The organism is Plantactinospora sp. WMMB334 (assembly GCF_049179095.1).
Taxonomy (GTDB): Bacteria; Actinomycetota; Actinomycetes; order Mycobacteriales; family Micromonosporaceae; genus Plantactinospora.
In genome coordinates this window covers 2,339,097-2,359,103 of sequence record NZ_JBMHME010000002.1, presented here as the reverse complement: position 1 = coordinate 2,359,103, position 20,007 = coordinate 2,339,097, and the positions used below count along the sequence as shown (strand labels likewise).

15 protein-coding genes are annotated in these 20,007 nt (G+C 74.0%); 9 read left to right on the top strand and 6 right to left on the bottom strand.

Annotation, left to right across the window (positions count from 1 at the left end):
• Genes ACN27G_RS10000 through ACN27G_RS09985 form a run of 4 tightly spaced genes read left to right on the top strand, consistent with a single transcriptional unit; the run spans window position 1 to window position 3,037 of the window.
• Complete coding sequence (locus tag ACN27G_RS10000; protein WP_421492503.1) at window positions 1–843, top strand: hypothetical protein; 843 nt, start codon at window positions 1–3, stop codon at window positions 841–843.
• On the top strand, window positions 840–1,493 hold the full coding sequence (locus tag ACN27G_RS09995; protein ID WP_421492502.1) for an acyl-CoA dehydrogenase family protein: 654 nt from the start codon (window positions 840–842) through the stop codon (window positions 1,491–1,493). Before ACN27G_RS10000 ends, ACN27G_RS09995 begins: the two co-directional genes overlap by 4 nt.
• The gene (locus ACN27G_RS09990) at window positions 1,486–2,685 is read left to right on the top strand and encodes an acyl-CoA dehydrogenase family protein (protein WP_421492501.1); all 1,200 of its coding nucleotides are present in this window, start codon (window positions 1,486–1,488) and stop codon (window positions 2,683–2,685) included. The genes ACN27G_RS09995 and ACN27G_RS09990 overlap by 8 nt, the downstream gene beginning before the upstream one ends.
• A complete protein-coding gene (locus tag ACN27G_RS09985) occupies window positions 2,669–3,037 on the top strand; it encodes a holo-ACP synthase (RefSeq protein ID WP_421492500.1) in 369 nt (122 codons plus the stop codon). Before ACN27G_RS09990 ends, ACN27G_RS09985 begins: the two co-directional genes overlap by 17 nt.
• 67 nt (window positions 3,038–3,104) lie before the next feature.
• Here ACN27G_RS09985 and ACN27G_RS09980 read toward each other — a convergent pair whose 3' ends face one another.
• Complete coding sequence (locus tag ACN27G_RS09980) at window positions 3,105–3,608, bottom strand: helix-turn-helix transcriptional regulator (RefSeq protein ID WP_421492499.1); 504 nt, start codon at window positions 3,606–3,608, stop codon at window positions 3,105–3,107.
• 200 nt (window positions 3,609–3,808) lie between these two features.
• On the opposite strand from ACN27G_RS09980, the gene ACN27G_RS09975 reads away from it, so the two are divergent.
• Window positions 3,809–4,726, top strand: a complete 918-nt coding sequence (locus ACN27G_RS09975; RefSeq protein ID WP_421492498.1) for a hypothetical protein — start codon at window positions 3,809–3,811, stop codon at window positions 4,724–4,726.
• 92 nt (window positions 4,727–4,818) lie between these two features.
• A complete protein-coding gene (locus ACN27G_RS09970) occupies window positions 4,819–5,676 on the top strand; it encodes a CPBP family intramembrane glutamic endopeptidase (protein ID WP_421492497.1) in 858 nt (285 codons plus the stop codon).
• A gap of 505 nt (window positions 5,677–6,181) precedes the next feature.
• Here the strand turns inward: ACN27G_RS09970 and ACN27G_RS09965 are convergent.
• Entirely contained in the window at window positions 6,182–8,665 is a 2,484-nt protein-coding gene (locus ACN27G_RS09965) for a family 20 glycosylhydrolase (RefSeq protein ID WP_421492496.1), read from the bottom strand.
• Window positions 8,666–8,922: 257 nt separating this feature from the next.
• On the opposite strand from ACN27G_RS09965, the gene ACN27G_RS09960 reads away from it, so the two are divergent.
• Both ACN27G_RS09960 and ACN27G_RS09955 read left to right on the top strand, forming a co-directional pair.
• On the top strand, window positions 8,923–11,133 hold the full coding sequence (locus tag ACN27G_RS09960; RefSeq protein WP_421492495.1) for a discoidin domain-containing protein: 2,211 nt from the start codon (window positions 8,923–8,925) through the stop codon (window positions 11,131–11,133).
• A gap of 189 nt (window positions 11,134–11,322) precedes the next feature.
• Window positions 11,323–14,805, top strand: coding sequence for an AfsR/SARP family transcriptional regulator (locus ACN27G_RS09955; RefSeq protein WP_421492494.1), 3,483 nt, complete (start codon window positions 11,323–11,325; stop codon window positions 14,803–14,805).
• On the opposite strand, the gene ACN27G_RS09950 is transcribed toward ACN27G_RS09955, so the two are convergent.
• Window positions 14,800–15,900 (bottom strand): cation diffusion facilitator family transporter, encoded by a 1,101-nt coding sequence (locus ACN27G_RS09950; protein WP_421492493.1) that lies wholly within the window; start codon window positions 15,898–15,900, stop codon window positions 14,800–14,802. The genes ACN27G_RS09955 and ACN27G_RS09950 overlap by 6 nt on opposite strands.
• A gap of 169 nt (window positions 15,901–16,069) precedes the next feature.
• A complete protein-coding gene (locus ACN27G_RS09945; protein ID WP_421492492.1) occupies window positions 16,070–16,762 on the bottom strand; it encodes an RraA family protein in 693 nt (230 codons plus the stop codon).
• Window positions 16,763–16,927: 165 nt separating this feature from the next.
• On the opposite strand from ACN27G_RS09945, the gene ACN27G_RS09940 reads away from it, so the two are divergent.
• Window positions 16,928–17,263: a hypothetical protein gene (locus ACN27G_RS09940; protein ID WP_421492491.1), complete on the top strand. Its 336-nt coding sequence runs from the start codon at window positions 16,928–16,930 to the stop codon at window positions 17,261–17,263.
• Between the two features lie 99 nt (window positions 17,264–17,362).
• Here ACN27G_RS09940 and ACN27G_RS09935 read toward each other — a convergent pair whose 3' ends face one another.
• Together ACN27G_RS09935 and ACN27G_RS09930 are read right to left on the bottom strand one after the other, a co-directional pair.
• Complete coding sequence (locus ACN27G_RS09935; RefSeq protein ID WP_421492490.1) at window positions 17,363–18,580, bottom strand: PHB depolymerase family esterase; 1,218 nt, start codon at window positions 18,578–18,580, stop codon at window positions 17,363–17,365.
• Window positions 18,581–18,721: 141 nt separating this feature from the next.
• Window positions 18,722–19,888: an AAA family ATPase gene (locus tag ACN27G_RS09930; protein ID WP_421492489.1), complete on the bottom strand. Its 1,167-nt coding sequence runs from the start codon at window positions 19,886–19,888 to the stop codon at window positions 18,722–18,724.
• Window positions 19,889–20,007: the final 119 nt, after the last annotated feature.

The window sequence follows — 20,007 nt, the reverse complement described above, 5'->3', positions numbered from 1 at the left end:
ATGCCGCTGTCACTCTCATCCGCCGCCCTGGTGCTGGAGCCCGGCAGCCTCCCGTACCGGCCGGATCCCGACTGCGCGATCTTCGAACGGGACCTGCTGGTCCGGTTCGGCATCCAGCGCGACGAGGAGCGGCTCAGGCAGGGCGCCAACCTCGGCTTCACCGAGCTGGCCGAGAGCGTGATCGGGGCGCTGCCGTTCCGGTTGACCAGCCCCGACCTGCTCGTCTTCGCCTTCGGGCTGCCGGACATGATCGCGCTCAAGCACGTCGCCCAGCGGGTCAGCTATCTGCTGGGCGGCGGCAGCCACTGCTTCGCCGTCTCCGAGCAGGGGCTCCGGGCGCCGTTCACCGCGCTGCGGGTGGCCGACGCCTTCGCCCGATCCGGCCGGTGCCGCACTCTCGCCCTGATCGTCTGCGAGCAGAACACCTACGCCTACCCCGACCCGTTCGTCGAGGAGAACAAGGTGCCCAACTCGGCGGCACTGCTCTACTTCGACGACGCCGGGCGGTACGAGTTCCACGGCACGAGGATGGCGCCCCGGGGCACCCCGCTGCGCGCCCTGCTCGGCCACGTCACCGCCGGCCTGGAGCCCGACTCGACCCTGCTCGTCGCCGGGTCGTGGGCGGACGCCGGGGAGCTGGCCGCCACCGGGCTGCCGATCCACCGGGGCGCGCCGGGCCCGTACTGCACCGGGGTCTGGCTCGACCTCGCCCGCCACCACGAGGAGTGGGGTGCCGCGTACCGGTCCGTGGTGCTCTGCGACACCGATCCGCGTACCGGGCAGAGCCAGGCCGCCGTGCTGCGGCTGCGCGGCACCGCCCCGACCCCGAGGAGAGCGCCGTGACCAGTACGTTGACCCCGCACGTCGGCGTCACCGGATATCCCCGCGCCCTGGACGGGCTGCACCGGCGGGTCGGCTCCGGCGAGCCGGTCCCCGCGCCGACCGGCCACGTCGCGGTCCCGGTGACGGCGCTGCCCTCGGTCGAGCCCTCCCCGTTGCACCGCTTCGGCCTCGCGGTGCTGCCGGGGCCGCGGCCACCCGCACCGGCCGAGGTCGCCGCGGCCTTCGCCACCGGGCTGCTCGACCTGCACCGGGCGGTGCTGCGGCGCGCCTTCGACGAGGCAGTACGCCACCTCGGCGAGCGCAGCTCGGAAGGGGCCTCGCTGCTGGCCCGGCAGCTCGTCCAGGCACAGCTCGCCGACATCGCGATGGCGCTGCGCGAGGACGAGGCGATGCCGCCGGAGCGGCGCAGTGCCGACGTGGCCGCCCGATGGCGTACGCACCAGCGGCTGGTCCGGCTCGGCCGCACGGTGCTCCACCTCTTCGGTGCCGCCGGTTTCCTGCTCGACGGCCCGGCCGGTGAGCTCTATCTCGCCGAGGTGACCGGCAACCTCTACCTGCATCCCGGCACGCCCGACCCGGCTCCCGGCACGCCCGACCCGGCTCTCGGAACGCCCGACCCGCGAACCCGCACGGAGGACTCCGATGCCTGAGCCGCTCGACGACACCCTGCGCCAGCTCGACGGGTTCTGCGCCGAGGTCTCCGCCGACTTCCGGGAGCTGGGCCGGCTGCTCGACCACGATCCAGACGCCATCGGCGACCACCTGGACCGGCCCGGGGTACGGCTCTCCCGGTTCTGCGCCATCCCGCCCCGGTACTGGCCCGGTCCGGAGGCACCGGCCAACCTGGTGGGCCTGCTCCGCACGGTGCTGGGGCAGAGCGTGGCGTGGGAGCGGCTCGCCTACGGCGACCCCAACGTCTGGCTGGCGAGCCCCGGGCCAGCCCTCTCCGGCGGGGTCGTCGACGTGCTGGCCACCCCCGAGCAGGCCGACCGCTACTACCACCGGCTCGTCGCCGAGCCGCAGCACACCTTCTTCGGGCTGACCGAGCCGGCCAAGGGCTCCGCCGCCACCGAGCTGACCACCACGATCACCCCGGCCGAGGACGGTGACGGTTGGATCCTCGACGGCGAGAAGTGCTACATCGGCAACGGTGCCCGGGCCCAGTTCGGCATCGTCTTCGCCCGGCGGGCACCTGGGCCGCTCGGCATCGAGGCGGTCCTGGTCGAGACCGACGCACCCGGCTTCACCGGGGAACTGCTGCCGACCGTCGGCCTGCGGGGCGCCCGGATCAGCCGGATCCGGTTCGACCGGGTCCGCATACCGGCGGAGAACCTGCTCGGCGCGCACCTGCGCCGCACCCGCCGTGGCCTGTACGGCGCGACCCAGGTGCTCTACCGGGCCCGGCCCACCATCGCGGCCATGGCGTTGGGCTGCGCCCAGGCCGTCTGCGACTACGTGCAGGCGCAGCGCCCGGCCCTCACCGGCTTCGACCGGTTGCACCTGGACGACGTGCTGGACCGGATCGCCGCGGTCCGCCGGCTCATCCGCGGCGGCGCCGCCGACGTCGACCGGGGGGCGATCAACAGTCACCGGCTCGGTGCCGCCAAGGCGCAGGCCGCCCGCCTCTCCGAGGAGGCCACGCTGCTCGCCGCGCGGCTGCTCGGCCCGGCCGCGCTGGTGGAGCATCCCTGGCTGGAGAAGATCTACCGCGACGTACGTGCCTTCGAGATCATGGAGGGGACCACGAACCTGCACCGGATGTCGGTCTTCCGGGGCGTGCTGAAGGGCACCTTCCTCGCCACAACCGAGCCGAGCGGCAACGGCCGTGCGGCTCGGCATTGACCTGATGGCCGTCGACGAGTTGGACCGGCTCGGCCGGCGGCCCTGGTTCACCCGGTACGCCTTCGCCGAGGTCGAGTTGGCACACGCGGACGGGTTGTCGGCGCAGCGGCGGCGGGAGTTCCTGGCCGGCCGGTTCGCCGCCAAGGAGGCGGTGCTGAAGGTCCTCGGCACCGGCCTGTTCGAGGGTGTGGCGCCGCGCGACGTCGCCGTGGCCTCCTGCCCGGGCGGCGCTCCCCAGGTGCGCCTGCACCGGGCGGCGAGGGCCGCCGCCGAACGGGCCGGCGTCGGGCAGGTCACCGTCTCGATCACGCACAAGCGCGGCCTCGTCGCCGCCGTCGCGATGGGCTGGTGAACCGGTCACCCAGCGGATCCCGCACGCCGGTAACCGCCGGACCGGTAACCGCCGGACCGGTAACCGGTCACTCGCCGCGGCCGGTCGCGTGCAGCCGCCGGGCCAGGCCGACCCGGTTGCGGACGTCGAGCTTGGCGAAGACGTGCGTGAGGTGCATCTCGACGGTCTTCTCCGTGACGAAGAGCGCGGCCGCGATCTCGCGGTTGGTGAGCCCCTCGCCGGCCAGCTCGGCGACCTGCCGCTCCCGGTTGGTCAGCGCGGCCAGCAGCGGGCGGCCGGCCCGGCGCTGGCCCCGGCGCGGGCGTACCGCGGCGGGTGGGTTCGGCCCGGCAGCGGGTGCGGCGGGCACGTCGAGCACGATCACCAGGGGGCCGTCGGCCGACGGGGGCGCCCCGACGGGGTACACCCGGATCTCCCGCACCCGGGCCAGGCGCGCGATGTCGGCCAGCAGTCTCGTCCGGCCGGTGCCGGGTTCGCCGGTGACCTCGACGACGTGCGCGCCGGCACCGAGCTCTCCGAGGATCTCTTCGATTCCAGCCGGATCCGTCGCTGGCTCGCTGATGTCTGGCACTGTTCGGCTCCCCGTCCGTGTCATCGACAACACAGAACGTAGCCAGATGAACTGGACGGCACGTGGACGTCCACTGAACCCCACTGAGTGACATTCCTCGATATGCCGACATGGTGCTGATGTCCGGCCAGGTTGGCGTCGGGCCGATCCGAGAATCCGTACCGTGGTGTGATGGTCCGGCGGCGTGACGAGGAGGACGCGTGACGAGTGGGGAAGTGCCCCGGCCGGGCCTGGCGCCCGGCCTCCACAGGCCCGTCGGCACCATGTCCGCGGCGCTCTACGGCGAGTTGCGCCCACACCCGTGGCGTGACCCGGAGACCGCCCAGGACGCCTACATCCTCTTCCACGACAGGTCGCTCGCGATGGGCTGGCTCGACGACCTCGGCGGGACCGTCCGGATCACCGCCGGGGGCGTCGAGGAACGCCCGACCGGCGCACCGGGCCTGTGGGGCATGAACGACGCCGGGCAGGTCCACCCGCTGGCCCTCCCCGAGAGCTCGCTGGTCGCCTGGTTCCAGGTCGGCGTCGAACCGGTGGCCGGCGACCGGCCGCTGCCGGTGCAGCCCTTCCTGCGCTGCGCCGCCGACACGGTGGCCCGGATCGGGGAGCTGCGGCTGCGGGCGGTGCAACTGCTCCTGCCCGTCCAGGGCATCGACGCCTCGGCACGGCCGGCCTACGCCGAGCTGCCGGCGCTGCGTACCGCCGGCTGGTTCACCGGCGGTGACCCGCGGGCGAGCACGCCGGTGCGGGTCACCCTGGACGGCGGCCAGGACCCGTCGATCCGCACGGCGGCGCCGAGGATGCGGGAGCGGATGGGCCGGCCGGCGCAGGAGGTCTTCGCCTGCGGGTCGCTATCGCTCGACGACGAACCAGCCGGCGGCGACAACCCAGGCGGCGACGATCCGCTGGCGTCGCGGCCTCCGTTCGAGGACCACTTCTGGAATGGACCGGCGCGGTACCGGGCGACCTTCCACGGGACGCTGGCCGAGTGGTCGGCGGACGCCCTCGGCTGGCTCGGCGGCCTCCTCGCCGACCTGGCCGCCCGGCACGGGATCACCACCCCGCTACTGCTGACCGCCGCCCGCCTGGAGGCAGAGCCGACGGAGGCCCGGCGGTAGCCGCATGCGGGACCGCCGTGCATCAAAGGGTGTACGGGGAAATCGTCACCCCGGCGGAAGCAGACGCCGGTCGGGCACGGCACGCTGGGGCGATGGGGAGAAGGATCTTCACCGGGGTCGGGCTCGCGCTGCTGCTCGCCGCGCCGGTGGCACTGGCGCTCTCCGGCGGCACCGACGTACGCACCTCCGCCGACGCCGAGGCTCCGGCCACGCCACTGACCGCGATCGTCGCCGCCGCCCTCGCCGGCCTGCTGCTGGCCCGGCTCGTGCCGCCCCGGCTCCCCGCGCTGGCGGCGGCCGGGCCCGCCGAGCGCCCCGCACTCACCCGGCAGGCCGCCGGGCTGGTCGGGATCGCCCTGCTCCTTCCCGCCCTGGTGCTCGCCGTCGACGTCGGCATCTGGTACGGGCCGGTCAAGCTCGCCCTCTTCTTCGGCGGCGCCGCGCTGCTGCTGCGGATCTGGCCGACCAGCTGGCGGGGCGGCCGGGAGCACCGGCGTGCCCTGCCGGACCGGTGGTACTGGCTCGGCCCGCTCCCCGCCCTGCTCGGCTGGGCATACCTGCTCTACCACAGCCCGCTGGCCGGCACCGGCGACGTCTCCGGATACCGCCACTACGACCGGCTCTACCTGCTCGCCGCCATGCTGCTGACCTTCCTCACCGCCAGCGTCGCCGAGGAGATCTTCTACCGGGTGCTCCTGCAGACCCGGCTGGAGGCGCTGCTCGGGCGCTGGCCCGCCGTCGTCGCCACCTCACTGCTCTTCGCCGCCATGCACGTCCACCGGATCGGCGACGGTCCGCTCGGGGAGACGGTCGCGGTGGTGCTCGCCTGGAACGGCGGATTCGGCCTCCTCGCCGGCTATCTCTGGTCCCGCTACCGCAACGTCGTCGCCGTCGTCGCGCTGCACACCGCCGTCAACTCACTCAGCCTGTTGCCACTGTTCCTCCGGTGAGCCCGGAACGTCGCCGGATGCGGTGAACCGGGCGACGAACCGGCGCTGCCAGGTGTCTCCACCGCCACGCCTCCCGCCTCCCGGGCCAGGGCGATGCCGGCCCGGACCTGGTGGCTCCGGTGCCCGGCCGCGTGGACCTGGGTGATCACCTTGCTGCCGTCGGGCCGCGTGCAGGTGTGTTCCCTGGTCATGATGGGCCGGTTGTTCTCGCCGAGGATCCGGCGCCCGTCCCGGTCGGTCATCGGCACCCGCTCCACCGGCGAGCCGGTACCGGTAGGCGCGCCGCGTGACCATCTGCGGCGGCCCGCCGACCGCCGCCGGCCCCGGCATCGCGGTGAGGATCTGCGCGAGCAGCCGAAGTTCGGGTCCCAGGTCTGGACGAGCTCGCCGGCTCGCGCTGGTGCAACTGGCCTACGTGGAGTAAGACCTGCCAGGCCATGTGGAGCAGCCTGCCCCCGGGCCGGGGCCGAGATGGTCCGGGGGCAGAGGTCTGGCTACGGGCCGGTTACAGGTCCCGGCACTGCCCGGTCGCCGGGCCCCGCACCGTGTTGGGTATGCCGCCGTCGGACGGCGCCGGGGTGTTGCCGGTGCATACCAGCGGGCCGGCGACCGTGTTGCCGGCGAGCAACGGCGCGGTGTCGGCGTCGGTGCCGGTGACGACGAGCGGGCCGTCGACCCGGACCCGCTCGACGACGAGTTGCCCGGTGGTGCCGGTGAGGGTCACCGGGCCGGCGACCGAGCCGCCGAGCAGCTCCACGCCGGACGCCCCGGCCGCCTGCACCGGGCCCCGGATCGACGCCGCCGAGGCGATCAGCGCGCCGCCGGGCCGGACCGTGACCGGGCCGCTGACGGTGGCGCCGGCCAGGCAGGTCACCCCGGCGCCGGCCACCAGCGGGCCACGGTGCTGCCCGGTCACGGTGCGGGTGCAGGTGTCGACGGTGACGGTGAACCCGGTGCTGCTGCTGGCGCCGCCCGGACGGGTCACCGTAACGCTGGCCCGGTAGACGCCGTCGCGGGCGTACCGGTGGCTGGCGGTGGCGGTGTAGAGGCCGTTGACCCGGGTGACGGTGCCGGAGGTGCCCTGCACGATGGCCGGGAAGCTACTGCCGTCACCCCAGTCCACGGTCGCGGTCACCTGGTCCGGTGCGGCGCCCGGCGCGGAGATCGAGGCGAGGGCGCCGTCGACCGTACGGGAGTCGCTGGCCACGTCCGGCGCGGAGACGTCCACCCGCCACGGCACCTGCGGCGACGTGTGGAAGTTCTGCCCGGCGAGCTGCCAGCGCAGGCCGTGCCCGGCGATCCGGTCGACGAAGGATTCGAGGGTGCGCTCCGGATGGACGTTCGGGGACCAGCCGATCTCCGCCGTCGCCGGCAGCCGGGGAAAGGCCTGGAACTCGATGTCGGCACCGGTGCGCAGCGTCTCGGACCACATCGGCGACTCGACACCGAGGATGTCCGCGTCGGTCACCGCCGGCAGCGTCTCCCCGCCGACCGTCCGGGCCGGGATGTAGCTGCCCGGGTCGCTGCTGGTGCCGGACCAGTGGTAGAAGTGCGACACGTCCAGGATGCCGGCCCAGCCGAGCCCGAGCGGGCTCTCCGGCCACTGCCGCATGTCCAGGTAGGTGTGGTTGGCCGGGGACATGACGACCTTCATGCCCTTCTGCACGGCCCGCCGGGCCGTGTCGCCACCGGCACCGGCCGGGTTGCCGTTGTTCCAGAACTGGGCGACCGCCGGGGCGGCGCCGGGCCGGTCGAAGCTCGCCTGGGAGATCTCGGCCCAGCCGACCGGGATCTTGCCGTGCGCGGCGACCAGCTCGGCCTTGCGGTCGACGAAGTCGACGTAGCGCTCGTGCGAGAGGATCGACGCCGGCACCTCGTCGCCGCCGAAGTGGTAGTACGGGCCGGGGGTGAGCGCGCTGAGCTGCGCCACGACGTCGGTGAGGATCTCCCAGGTGTGCGGGCTCTCCGGGCAGAGGGCGCTGTAGCCGACCGCTCCGGTGAGGTTCCACACCGGAGGGTTGCGGTTGCTGCAGTTGACGTCCGGCAGCACCGGGTCGGCCTCGGGTCCGGCGTACGACATGATGATCGCGTTGGTGTGGCCGGGAGTGTCGACCTCGGGGATGACGGTCATGAAGTGAGCGGCGGCGTACTCGACGACATCGACGTACTCGGCCTGGGTCCAGTGGCCGCCGGGGTCGTTGTCGATGGAGAACTGCGCCCCGATCTCGGTCAGCTCGGGCCGGCCGTCGATGGCGATCCGGAAGCCCTGGTCGTCGCCGACGTGCAGGTGCAGCGTGTTGACCTTGTATGCGGCAGCCTGGTCGACCAGCCGCTTCACCACGGCCGGCGGCTGGAAGTGCCGGGCGATGTCGAGCATGACGCCCCGGTAGGCGTACCGGGGCACGTCCTCGATCCGTACCCCGGCGACGGTCCACGGTCCGGGACGGACGGTGCGGCTCTCGATCCACGGCGGCAGCAGCTGGCGCAGCGTCTGCACCCCGTAGAAGAGGCCGGCCGGGCGGGCGGCCGCCAGGCGTACGCCCCCGGCGGTCACGTCGAGCCGGTAGCCCTCGTCGCCGAGTTCGGCGGCGGGGACCAGGCGCAGTTCGAGGTCGCCGGAGCGCGCCGCCCCGGCGTTGGTGACCGGCAGCGGATAGCCGGTCGCGGGGCGCAGCAGTTCCGCCAGCTCGTCGGCGACGCCGCCGACCTCCGGGCCGGCGCCCGGAGCCAGCACGATCCGGGCTCGCGGGGCGAGCGTGAAGGTCTCCCCCGGCACGGCTTCGGCGCTGGCCGGGACCGGGACGATCCGGGCCGCCCCGCCAGGTGCGGCGGCCGTCGCGGGTGCGACCGGGCCGGCGACCTGACCGGCGAGCAGCGCCGTCTGTACGGTGAGGACGACCGCGAGGGCCGCCCGGCCGGGCCGGGTCGCGGCGCTGCGCCCCGTACGCCCGTCGCGGGATCCTGTTCTCCGTCGGTCCGGCGTCGTCATATCACGCCCTCCTGCTCCGGCCGGGCGGGACGAGCGCCCGCCGTCCGCCGAATGATAGGAAGCCGTCGCTCTACTGTAAAGACTCCTAACCCTTTGCCCCAGGTGTAAGGAAGGGCCCCCGCTTATCGTTTTCTGTTGTAGCGGGGGCCCTTCCTTACATGGCAGAGTGGGATGAGAGAGCGCTCTCTTAGTCGAATCGCCACCGGCCCGCAACCGGGCCGAAACCGTTGCGGGCCCCTCCGCTCTAGGGAGCATCGATGAACAGCGCTCTGTCCCCGCCCCGCCGCCGCGCGGCCGGGCCACGCCGATGGCGGCTGCTGGCCGCGTCGGCCGCGGTCCCGATCCTGCTCGCCGGATATCTGACCGTCTCCGCCAGCACGGCCGGTGCGGCCGAGACCCTGCTGTCGCAGGGCCGGCCGGCCACCGCCTCCTCGGTCCAGTCCGCCGCCATGCCGGCGTCGGCCGCCGTCGACGGCAACACCGGCACCCGCTGGTCGAGCGCCTTCGCCGATCCACAGTGGTTGCAGGTCGACCTCGGCACCGTCACCCCGGTCAGCCGGGTCGTGCTCAGCTGGGAGGTTGCCTACGCCAGCGCCTTCACCATCCAGACCTCCACCAACGGCTCGACGTGGACGACCGTGCACACCACCACCAACGGCACCGGCGGGCGGCAGGAGATCGCCGTCACCGGCTCCGGCCGGTACGTCCGGATGCACGCCACCCAACGGGCCACCGGCTACGGCGTCTCGCTCTGGGAATTCCAGGTCTACGGCGAGACCGGCGGCACCGACTGCGGCACCGCGAACGCCGCACAGGGCCGGCCGGCGACCGCCTCCTCCACCGAGTCGGCCGCCTATCCGGCCTCGGCGGCGGTGGACGGCAACACCGGCACCCGGTGGGCCAGCGCCGCCGCCGACCCGCAGTGGCTCCGGGTCGACCTCGGCAGTAATCAGTCGGTCTGCGGGGTCACCCTCACCTGGGAGGCCGCGCACGCCTCGGCGTTCCAGATCCAGACCTCGATTGACGGTACGACCTGGACCACTGTGCACACCACCACCAACGGCACCGGCGGGACGCAGAGCCTCACCGTCGCCGGCTCCGGCCGCTACGTCCGGATGTACGGCACCGCCCGGGCGACCTCGTGGGGCTACTCGCTCTGGGAGTTCGCGGTGCACACCGGCGGCGGCCCGACGACACCGCCGCCAACCACTCCACCACCGACCACTCCACCACCGACGACTCCCCCGCCGACCACTCCACCACCGACGACCCCGCCGCCGGGCGGCAGCGTGCTTCTGTCGTACGCCAAGGCGGCGGTCGCCTCCAGCAACCAGAACGACGGCACCTGCTTCGAATGCGTACCCGCGCGGGCCTTCGACAACGATCCGGCCAGCCGGTGGGCGACCAGCGCCACCACCGGATGGGTCGACCCCGGCTGGATCTACGTCGACCTCGGTGCCACCGCCACCATCACCCAGGTGGTGCTGCAGTGGGACCCGGCCTACGCGACCTCCTACCAGATCCAGGTCTCGCCGAACGCCAGCACCTGGACCCCGGTCTACTCCACCACCAGTGGCCGGGGCTTCAAGGAGACGCTGAACGTCACCGGCACCGGCCGGTACGTCCGGATGTACGGCACCGCCCGGGTCGGCCCGTACGGCTACTCGCTCTACGAGTTCAAGGTCTACGGCACCGGCGGCAACCCGACGCCCCCGCCCGCGATGCCACCGGACCCGACGTTCCCGGCCACCACCCTGGTCTGGAGCGACGAGTTCAACGGTCCCGCCGGCAGCAGGCCCGACCCGGCGAAGTGGACGATCGACCCCGGCACCGGGCAGAACAACGAGATCCAGTACTACACCGACAACGAGAACGCCTCGATGAACGGCAGCGGCGCTCTGGTGATCGAGGCACGTCGGCAGACCGCCGGCGGGCGCGACTACACCTCGCACCGGATGAACACCGGCAACAAATTCCACGTCCAGTACGGCCGGATCGAGGCCCGGATCCAGGTGCCGAAGGGCAACGGCCTCTGGCCGGCGTTCTGGATGATGGGCGCCGACTTCCTCACCGGACGGCCGTGGCCGTACAACGGGGAGATCGACATCATGGAGGTGCTCGGTCGGAACACCCTGGAGGGATACTCGACGCTGCACGCGCCGCAGTACAACGGCGGTGGCGGCTACGGGCAGAGGTATCCGGCACCGGGCGGTGTCGACTTCTCCGCCGGCTTCCACGTCTGGGCCGCGGAGTGGGACAGCCGGGGTGTCACGTTCAAGGTGGACGGCCAGACGGTCTTCTACGCCAGCAAGGAGACGGTGGAGTCGACCCGCGGCCCGTGGGTCTTCGACCATCCCTTCTATCTCATCCTGAACCTCGCCGTCGGCGGTGACTTCCCCGGGCCGGTCGACTCGACCACGCCGTTCCCGTCCCGGATGCTCGTCGACTACGTACGCGTCTACCGCTGAACCAGGAATGGCCGGTACGGCGGACCGGCCACTCCGCGGATTCCGGCCGTGCGGATTCCGGCCGCGGCACCGGCCAGAGCCAGGGCCGGGAAGACCGCACGACACCGCGAGATGTCGGATGCCCGGCAGCGCCGTTGGGCCCTTGCCTCGGTATGCACCGGACGCCACCCTGATAGCCATGGGGGCGGCATGGTCGTGATCCGGGAAGGCACCGACGGCGACGGCGGCGTCGACGTGGTGCGGGTGGAGATCCTCGGCTCGGTACGGGCCTGGCGCGGCGGACACCAGATCGTCTTCTCCTCGCCCGGTCAACGGGCCGTACTCGGCCTGCTCGCGCTCGCCGGTGGCCGGCCGATTCCCCGCGCCGAGATCATCGACGCGCTCTGGCCGGAGGGCCGGCTGCCGCCGACCGCCACGAACGTCATCCAGACGCACGTCAAGAACCTGCGCCGGCTGCTGGAGCCGGGCCGCCGGACGCACAGCGCCAGCCTCGTGCTGCCCCGGGTCGGCGACGGGTACGCGGTGGGCGTACCCGCCCGCAACCTCGACCTGTGTCTCTTCCGCGACCTCGCCCGGGCGGCCGCCGAGGCACACCGCCGCGACGACCTCTCCGGCTCGGTGCGGCTGTGGCAGCGGGCGCTCGCGCTGTGGCGTGCCGCGCCGCTGGTCGACGTCCCGGTGCTGGCAGGGCATCCGCGGGTCGTCGCACTGGCCGAGGAACGCCGGATCGCGGTACGCCGGTACGGCGAGGTGATGATCGCCCTCGGCGGGACGGCGGACGTGCTGCCGGCGCTGGAGGAGGTGGCGGCGAGCAGCCCGCTCGACGAGGTCGCCCAGGGGGTGCTGATCCGGGCGTACCACGCGTTGGGTCGCCGGGACCGGGCGGCCGAGGTCTTCCGCGCGGCTCGGTGGCGGCTCGTCGAGGAGTTGGGGGTCGAGCCCGGTCCCGGACTGGTCGGCGCCTACCGGGCCGCGCTCGGCGCCGACGAGACCGGAACCGTGGCCGCAACGGCGGCCGGGACCGCCGCTGCGACCGTGGGGCCGGCAGGGGCGGCGACCGGCGCCGGTCCGCGCGGCGGGCCGGGAAGGCCGGGCGGGCCGCCGGTCGTGCCCGCACAGCTGCCGGCGGACGTGCCGGGCTTCACCGGCCGCTCGACCGAGCTCTCCCTGCTGGACAAGCTCCTGCTCCGCTCCGGCACCGACGGGCGGCCGGGTCCCTCGACCGTGCCGGTGGTGGTGCTCTCCGGTACCGCGGGGGTCGGCAAGACGGCCGTGGCACTGCACTGGGGGCACCTCGCCCGGCAGATGTTTCCCGACGGGCAGCTCTACGTGAACCTCCGTGGCTACGACGTCGACCGGCCGGTGCCACCACAGGAGGCGCTGGCCGGATTCCTCCGGGCGCTCGGCGTGCCCGGCGCCGAGGTGCCGTTCGACCTCGACGAGTGCGCCGCCCGGTACCGCAGCGAGCTGGCCGGCCGGCAGATGCTGGTCGTCCTGGACAACGCCGCGTCCGTGGAACAGGCCCGCCCGCTGCTACCGGGCAGCGCCGCCTGCGCGGCGCTGGTGACCAGTCGGGACACCCTCGCCGGACTGGTCGCCAGGGACGGCGCGGACCGGATCGAACTCGGGCTGCTCTCCCGCTCGGACTCCGTCGAGCTGCTCTGGCGCACCCTCGGTGACCGGGTGGCCCGGGAGTCCACCGCCGCCGCCGCCCTGGCCGACCGCTGCGCCCATCTGCCGCTGGCGTTGCGGGTCGCCGCCGAACTCGTGCTCACCCGACCGACCGCCCCGCTGGCGGTGCTCGTCGCCGAGCTGGCCGACCAGCAGCAGCGGCTCCGGCTGCTCGACGCGGGCGGTGACCCGCGCACCGGCGTGCGGGCGGTGCTCTCCTGGTCGTACCAGCAACTGCCGGCTGCGGCGGCGCGGGCCTTCCGGATGCTGGGGGCGCACCCCGGGCCGGACGTCGACCGGTACGCCGCGGCGGCCCTCTTCGACGCCGAGCCGGAACCGGCCCGGCAGCTGCTCGACACGCTCGCCCGGGCCAACCTCGTGCAGCCGGCGGGCGACCACCGGTACAGCTTCCACGACCTGCTCCGCGCCTACGCCACCGAGCGGGCGGCTGCCGACGAGCCGGTCGCGGCGACCGACGCCGCCGTGGACCGCCTCCTCGACTACGAACTCTCCGCCACGACGGCGGCGATCGACACGCTCTATCCGGCGGAACGGTACCGCCGCTCACCGGCCCGCCAGCAACCGGCCGGACGGCCTGCCGACGGCACCCCACCGGCCGGGCATTCTCCCGCCGGACATTCTCCGGCCGAACATCCTCCGGCCGGGCGATCTCCGGCCGACGAGCCGGCGACGATGTCGCCGGACCTGCCGCCGACGCCGGACCTGCCGCACACGCCGGACCTGCCGCCGACGCCGGACCTGCCGCCGATGCCGGACCCGCAGGCCGCCCGGGAGTGGCTGGACGCCGAGCGGCCGACCCTGGTGGCCACGACGGTACGGGCCGCCGAGTCCGGCCGGCCGGCACACGCGGTACGGCTGACCCTGACCCTGCTGCGCTACCTGGAGAGCGGCGGCTATCTCGCCGAAGCCGAACGGATGCACGAGCACGCCTTGACCGCCGCCCGGTCGACCGGCGACCGGGTCACCGAGGCGCACCTGCTGACCGGGCTGGCCGTGATGTACGTCCAGCAGGGCCGCTACGGTCCGTCGATCGACCGGCTGCGTGCGGCGGTCACGCTGAGCCGGCGCAGCGGCGACAGCGCCGGTGAGGCCCGGGCGCTGGGCAATCTCGGTGACGTCCAGCAGCGCCAGGGCCGCTACGACGAGGCGGTCGAGGCGCTGCGGGCCGCCCTGCTGCTCTGCCAACGGGCCGGCGATCCGGCCGGCGAGGCACGGGCCGGCGGCAACCTCGGCCACGTCCTGCTGCGGCAGGGCAACTACCGCGAGGCGGGTGTGCACCTGCGTACCTCCCTGCTCATCTGCCGGCGGATCGCGGACGCCACCGGCGAGGCGTACGCGCTGACCAGCATCGGCGAGCTGCATCTGCGCGGCGGGCGGCCGCGCACCGCCGCCGGCCGATACCGGCGGGCGCTCACCCTCTTCGAAACGGTCGGTGACCAGCCCGGCCAGGCGCTCGCGCTGGACGGCCTCGGCCGGGTACACCTGCTTCAGGGCGACCGGGAATCGGCGCTGAGCCTGGTGGAGCAGGCGCTCGCGTTGCTGCGCCGGGTCGGTGACCCGGCCGGCGAGGCGTCGGTGACCAACAGCCTCGGCGAGGCGCTGCACCTGCTCGGCCGCCCGGATCCGGCCCGGACGCAGCACACCGCCGCGCTCACCCTGGCCACGGAGATCGGCGAGGCGTACGAGCAGGCCCGGGCGCACGCCGGGCTGGGCCGGGCGTACCGGGCGACCGGTGACGGCGGACGCGCCCGCACGCACTGGCGCTCCGCGCACGACCTGCACCGGCTGCTCGGCGTGCCCGAGCGGGCCGAGTCCCGTGAGCAGCTGGCGGCCCTGGACCGGCCGCCCCACCGGACCACCCCGGCCGTCGACCCGCCGGACGAGGCCGCCGCGACAGCCGTCGACCCGCCGGACGAAGCCGCCCCGGCAGCCGTCGACCCGCCGGGCCGAGCCGGCGCGGTCGCCGAACGGCCGTCATGACCGGCCGCTTCCGGTCGACGGTACGGGCCGGCCCTCCGTGCTGCCCCGCCGCCGGTGCGACAGTTCGGCGTGGTGGTGGTCGCCGGGGTGGCTCGCCGGATCGGTGTGCAGGGTGGCACCGCCGAGCCGCGGTACGGCGTGGCTGAGCTGGTGCTCGGCGTCGGCGGCGACCTCGTGGGCCTGGAGCAGGGTCAGCTCGGCGTCGACCACCAGCGTCGCCTCGGCGTGCAGCCGGTGGCCGATCCAGCGCAGCCGTACCGCCGTCACCTGCCGGACGCCGGGCACGGCGAGCAGGGTCGCCTCGGCCCGGTCGACCAGCCCTGGGTCGACGGCGTCCATCAGCCGCCGGTAGACCTCCCGTGCCGCGTCCTTGAGCACCAGCAGGATGGCGAGCGTGATCAGCAGGCCGACCACCGGATCCGCCCACCGCCAGCCCAGCGCGGCACCGCCGGCGCCGAGCAGCACGGCCAGCGAGGTGAACCCGTCGGCGCGGGCGTGCAGCCCGTCGGCGACCAGGGCGGCGGAACCGATGCGCCGGCCGACCGCGACGCGGTAGCGGGCGACCAGTTCGTTGCCGAGAAAGCCGATGAGCGCGGCGGCGGCGACGTAGGGCAGGTGCCGGACGTCCTGCGGGTCCAGCAGCCGGCGGACCGCCTCGTAGCCGGCGAAGGCGGCGGAGCCGGCGATGGTGGCGACGATGGCGATCCCGGCGAGATCCTCGGCGCGGCCGTAGCCGTAGGTGTAGGCGCGGGTCGCGGCGCGGCGCCCGAGGAGGAAGGCGATTCCCAGGGGTACCGCCGTCAGCGCGTCGGCGACGTTGTGCAGGGTGTCGCCGAGCAGCGCCACCGAACCGGACCAGGTCACGACCAGCGCCTGTAGTCCGGCGGTGACACCGAGGACGGCCAGCGAGATCCAGAGCGCGCGCAGCCCGGCCCGGGACGACTCCAGGGCGGTGTCCACCCTGTCGACGGTGTCGTGTGGATGTGGACCGAACAGGTGGCCGAGGCGGTGCCGCAGGTCGTGCCACCAGGTGGGTGGGCCCGACCGGTGTGGCCGCTGTTGCTGACTCCGGTGGTCTCCGTGCTCGTGGGTCATAGCCGTCACCCCTCCCGGACGGCCGGACGCCGCGACCGCTCAGGCGAGATTACGTGCTCGTGTACGCACGCGACAACGAAGCAGGTGCCAACCCGTCGCAACAGCGACCGCCTGGCGGCCCGCCGCCGGACCCCTGGCCGATCATCCGGAGCCGGGGACGGCAGGCCCGCTACTCCTCGATGGCCCCGCCGATCCGGCGCAGATGCCGGCGGAAGCTGTACGCCGGATCGTCGGACCGCCGGGCGAGGTAGTCCGCGAAGCCGGTCTGCTGGCGCAGCGTCTCCCCGCCCCGGATCCGGTCCGCCTGGTCGCGTTCGGTTCGCCGGATCCGCTGCGCCACCGCCAGCACCTCCCGGACCCGGTCGGCCGCGACGAAGAGCACGCCGTCGGCGTCGCCGAAGACGGCATCGGCCGCGCCGACCAGATGCCCGCCGAAGCCGGCGCTGACCAGCGCCTCCGGCTCCCGCTCGTCCAGACGTACCGGGCCGGGCGGGTAGCTGCCGTAGCTGAAGACCGGGAGGCCGATCTCCACCAGCTCCGGCGTGTCGCGGTGCAGGCCCCAGACCACCAGTCCGGCCAGGCCCGCCGCCCGGGCCTCCAGCACCACCAGGTCGCCGACACACGCCTCGTCCGCCCGGCCACCGTTGTCGACGACCAGGACGTCGTCCGGGTCGGCGCCGTCCAGCGCCTCCAGGAAGACATCGACGCTGCCGTGGTGCCGCGCCGGCAGCACGCGTCCGGCGATCCGCTGCCCGGGTACGACCGCCGCGATGCCGGGCGGCGCGATCCGCAGCGGCACGTCGAGACGTACGCAGGCGTCGGCCAGCAGCGGGGTGGAGAGGTCGGCGAAGGCGTCGTACACGTGGGTGTCCTTCCTGGTCCGGCGCGATCGGCTGCGATCGGCCGCGGTGCTGGCGTGGCGGTTCGCCGTCGCGCTGCTCGGCGGGCGATGCTACCGACGCTGGTCCGGTTGCCGGCCGGGCCAATTCGGTGGCGGTGGCTCCGGTCGGGCGGTCACGGGCGCCGCGTGGCCACGCTCGTGGCGCTGCCGCACGGGGGTGCCACGATGTCGATGCCACCGTTCCGGTGGTGGCTGCGCGGCCGGGACCGGGTCCGGCTCGCGCTGGAGGATCCGGCGGCGGCGTGTGCGGGTGCCCGACTCGTCCCGGTCGCCGCGAACGGGTCGCCGGCGTTCTGGCAGTTGCGGCCGTGGCCGGACGGCGACTACCTGCCGTTCGGCCTGGTCCTGCTGGACGTGGCCGACGGGCTGATCGTGGGACTCACGACGTATCTGGACGTCGAGCGGCTGCTCGTCCTCTTCGGGGAGCCGGCGGAGGTCCCGGTCGGGGCGGTCGGGCGATGAGGTCCGCCTCCGCCGTCCGGGCCGGAGCGGCGGGGACGGAGCGGCGGGGACGGAGCGGCGGGGGCCGGCGCCCGGGGGTGTGGCGCCGGCCCCGCCGGGTCAGCAGCCGATCACCCAGTGGGCAGGGCCGGTCTGCTTGAGCGTGGTGCTGGCGAAGACGTTGTAGAGACCCATTCTCGCGTTGGAGCCGAGCGCGTAGGCGTAGCCGCCGGAGTGGTAGGCCCGGCCCGCCTGGACGTGCGCGTAGTTGCTCGCCGTCACACAGACCGGGTCCTCGCCCGGGTCGCCGGGGTCGCCCGGGTCGCCGGGATCACCCGGATCACCCGGATCACCGGGGTCGGTGCCGGTGCCGAGACCGAAGAAGAGCGCGTCCCGGTAGGCCGAGCAGATGGTGTCCAGGAAGTAGGCGGCGGCGGTGCCGCACTGGTCGGCGCCGGAGCCCGGGTCGACCGGGGTGCCGTGGCCCATGCCGGAGACCCGGTAGAGGCGAACCCGGTCGGCGCCGTACGTCTCCAGGGTGGTGCCGGCGGGCAGCGACGAGGTGCTCGTCGGCGTCTGCGACACTCCGAGGACGTTGGTCCACTGGTCGCGGGACTCGGTCGCGTTGGCGGTGCCGACGGTGTAGTCGGCGGTGCCGTGCCAGATCGCGACCCTGGGCCGGGTGCCGGAGTAGCCCGGGTACGCGTTGCGGACCAGGTCGCCCCACTGCGCCGGACTGCGGTCGACGCCCGGGTTCATGCAACTAAAAGCGTTGATCATGCTGGTGGCGCAGCGGTACGGGATGCCGGCGACGATCGAGCCGGCCGCGAAGGTGTCCGGATAGGTCGCCAGCATCGCCGCCGCCATGGCGCCACCGGCGGAGAGGCCGCTGACGTAGACCCGGTTGGCGGCGATGCCGAAGTTCGTCCGGGCGTGGTCGACCATCTGCTTGATCGAGAGCGCCTCGCCCTGGCCCCGGGCCGTGTCACCCGGCTCGAACCAGTTGAAGCAGGAGGTGGAGTTGTTCGCCGACTTCTGCTCGGGCACGATCAGCGCGAAGCCCCACTGGTCGGCGTACCTGCGCCAGCCGGAGTTGCTGAAGTAGCCGTTGGCGTTCTGCGCGCAGCCGTGCAGCAGGACGACGGCGGGCGCGTTGCCGGGCAGGTTGTCCGGCCGGTAGGCGTACATGGTGAGGTTGCCGGGGTTGGAGCCGAAGCTGCCGACCTGGTTCAGGGTGGCGGCCTGGGCGGGCGCGGCGACGGCGAGCACCGCCACGGCGGCGAGTACGGGGACGAGAGCGGCCCGCGCGAGGCGGGCCAGGACGGGTCTGCGGCGCATGGTGGGCCTCCGGCGACGGTGTGTGCTGAATCACGCTGAAGTTGCCGCGACGTTACGGCCCCGGGACGAACCGGCGACATGGCGCGCAGTCACACATCTCCGGACATCGAAGTGATGATGTTCGCCATGGTCATCGAGCTGTTACCGCCTGGGCCAGTGCCAGGCCGGTTCGTCGAGGCGGCCGCGGCCGGCCACCCGGGTCTCGCCGAACTCCTTCACCAGCTCGACCGTGGTCAGCTCGGTGGCGTCGCGCTCCAGCGCGCCGGTCAGCGCCCGGGCGTGGCTGACCACCACCACCTGGGTCCGGGCCGCGCCCGCCAGGATCAGCCCGGCCAGTGGCCGGAGCAGCTCCGGATGCAGGCTCGTCTCCGGCTCGTTGAGCACCAGCAGCGCCGGTGGGCGTGGGCTGAGCAGCGCGGCGACCCAGAGCAGATAGCGCAGCGTGCCGTCGGAGAGCTCGGCGGCGGCCAGCGGTCGCAACAGGCCGTGCTGGCGCAGCCGCAGCTCGAAGCGCCCCGACTCGACCGCGATCTCCACCGCGCTGCCGGGAAAGGCCGCACCGACGGCGGAGCCGAGCGCCTCGGCGTCGCCGGTCTCCCGGATCGTCTGGAGCGCGGCGGCCAGGTCCCCGCCGTCCGGGCCGAGCACCGGGGTCCGGGTGCCGATCCGCGCCTGCCGGGCCGGCGCGGCCGCATCGGTACGCAGGTGGTCGTAGAAGCGCCAGGAGCGGATCCGCTCCCGCAGGGTGAGCAGTTCCGGGGCGCGCTCCGGATCGGTGTACTCGCTGAGCATGCTGTCGAACGGGTGCACCGCGTCCGGCACCGCCCGAAACGCACGGCCGTCCCGGATCCGCAGCGCGGTCCCGGCCCGCTCGGCGAGCAGGGTCGACGGGCGCAGCAGCGGGCCGGCCCAGACCGCCTCCCGCTTGACCTCCGGATCCAGTCCGAAAACCGAGCGCTGCGACGGTGGGGGCAGGCCGAAGTCGACGGCGTACCCGACATCGGGCCCGGCGAAGCCGAGACGGAGGCTGACCGGGCCGCGCCGCACCGTGCCCTGCACCGGATGCTCGCCGGCCCGGACCGCCCGGCCGATCGTCTCCGGCCCGGCCCAGAGCGTCGACGGCAGCCCGCCCTCCCGGGCCAGTGCGGCGACCGCCCCGTTGCGGGCCGAGTCGGCCAGCAGCCGCAACGCGCGGTAGAGGCTCGACTTGCCGGTGCCGTTCGCCCCGGTCACCACCGTCAGCCGACCCAGTTCCAGGACCAGGCTGCGCAGCGACCGGTAGTTCTGCACGGCCAGGGTGCCGATCACCGCCCCAGGTTACGGCGTGGCTGCGGTGCTGGCGGGACGGTCGGGTGTGACGCTCGGCAACCACCGGTCGACCGGCGGTTGAGGCGTGCCGGCGCCGGGCGCGCCCGCGGTGGTGCGAA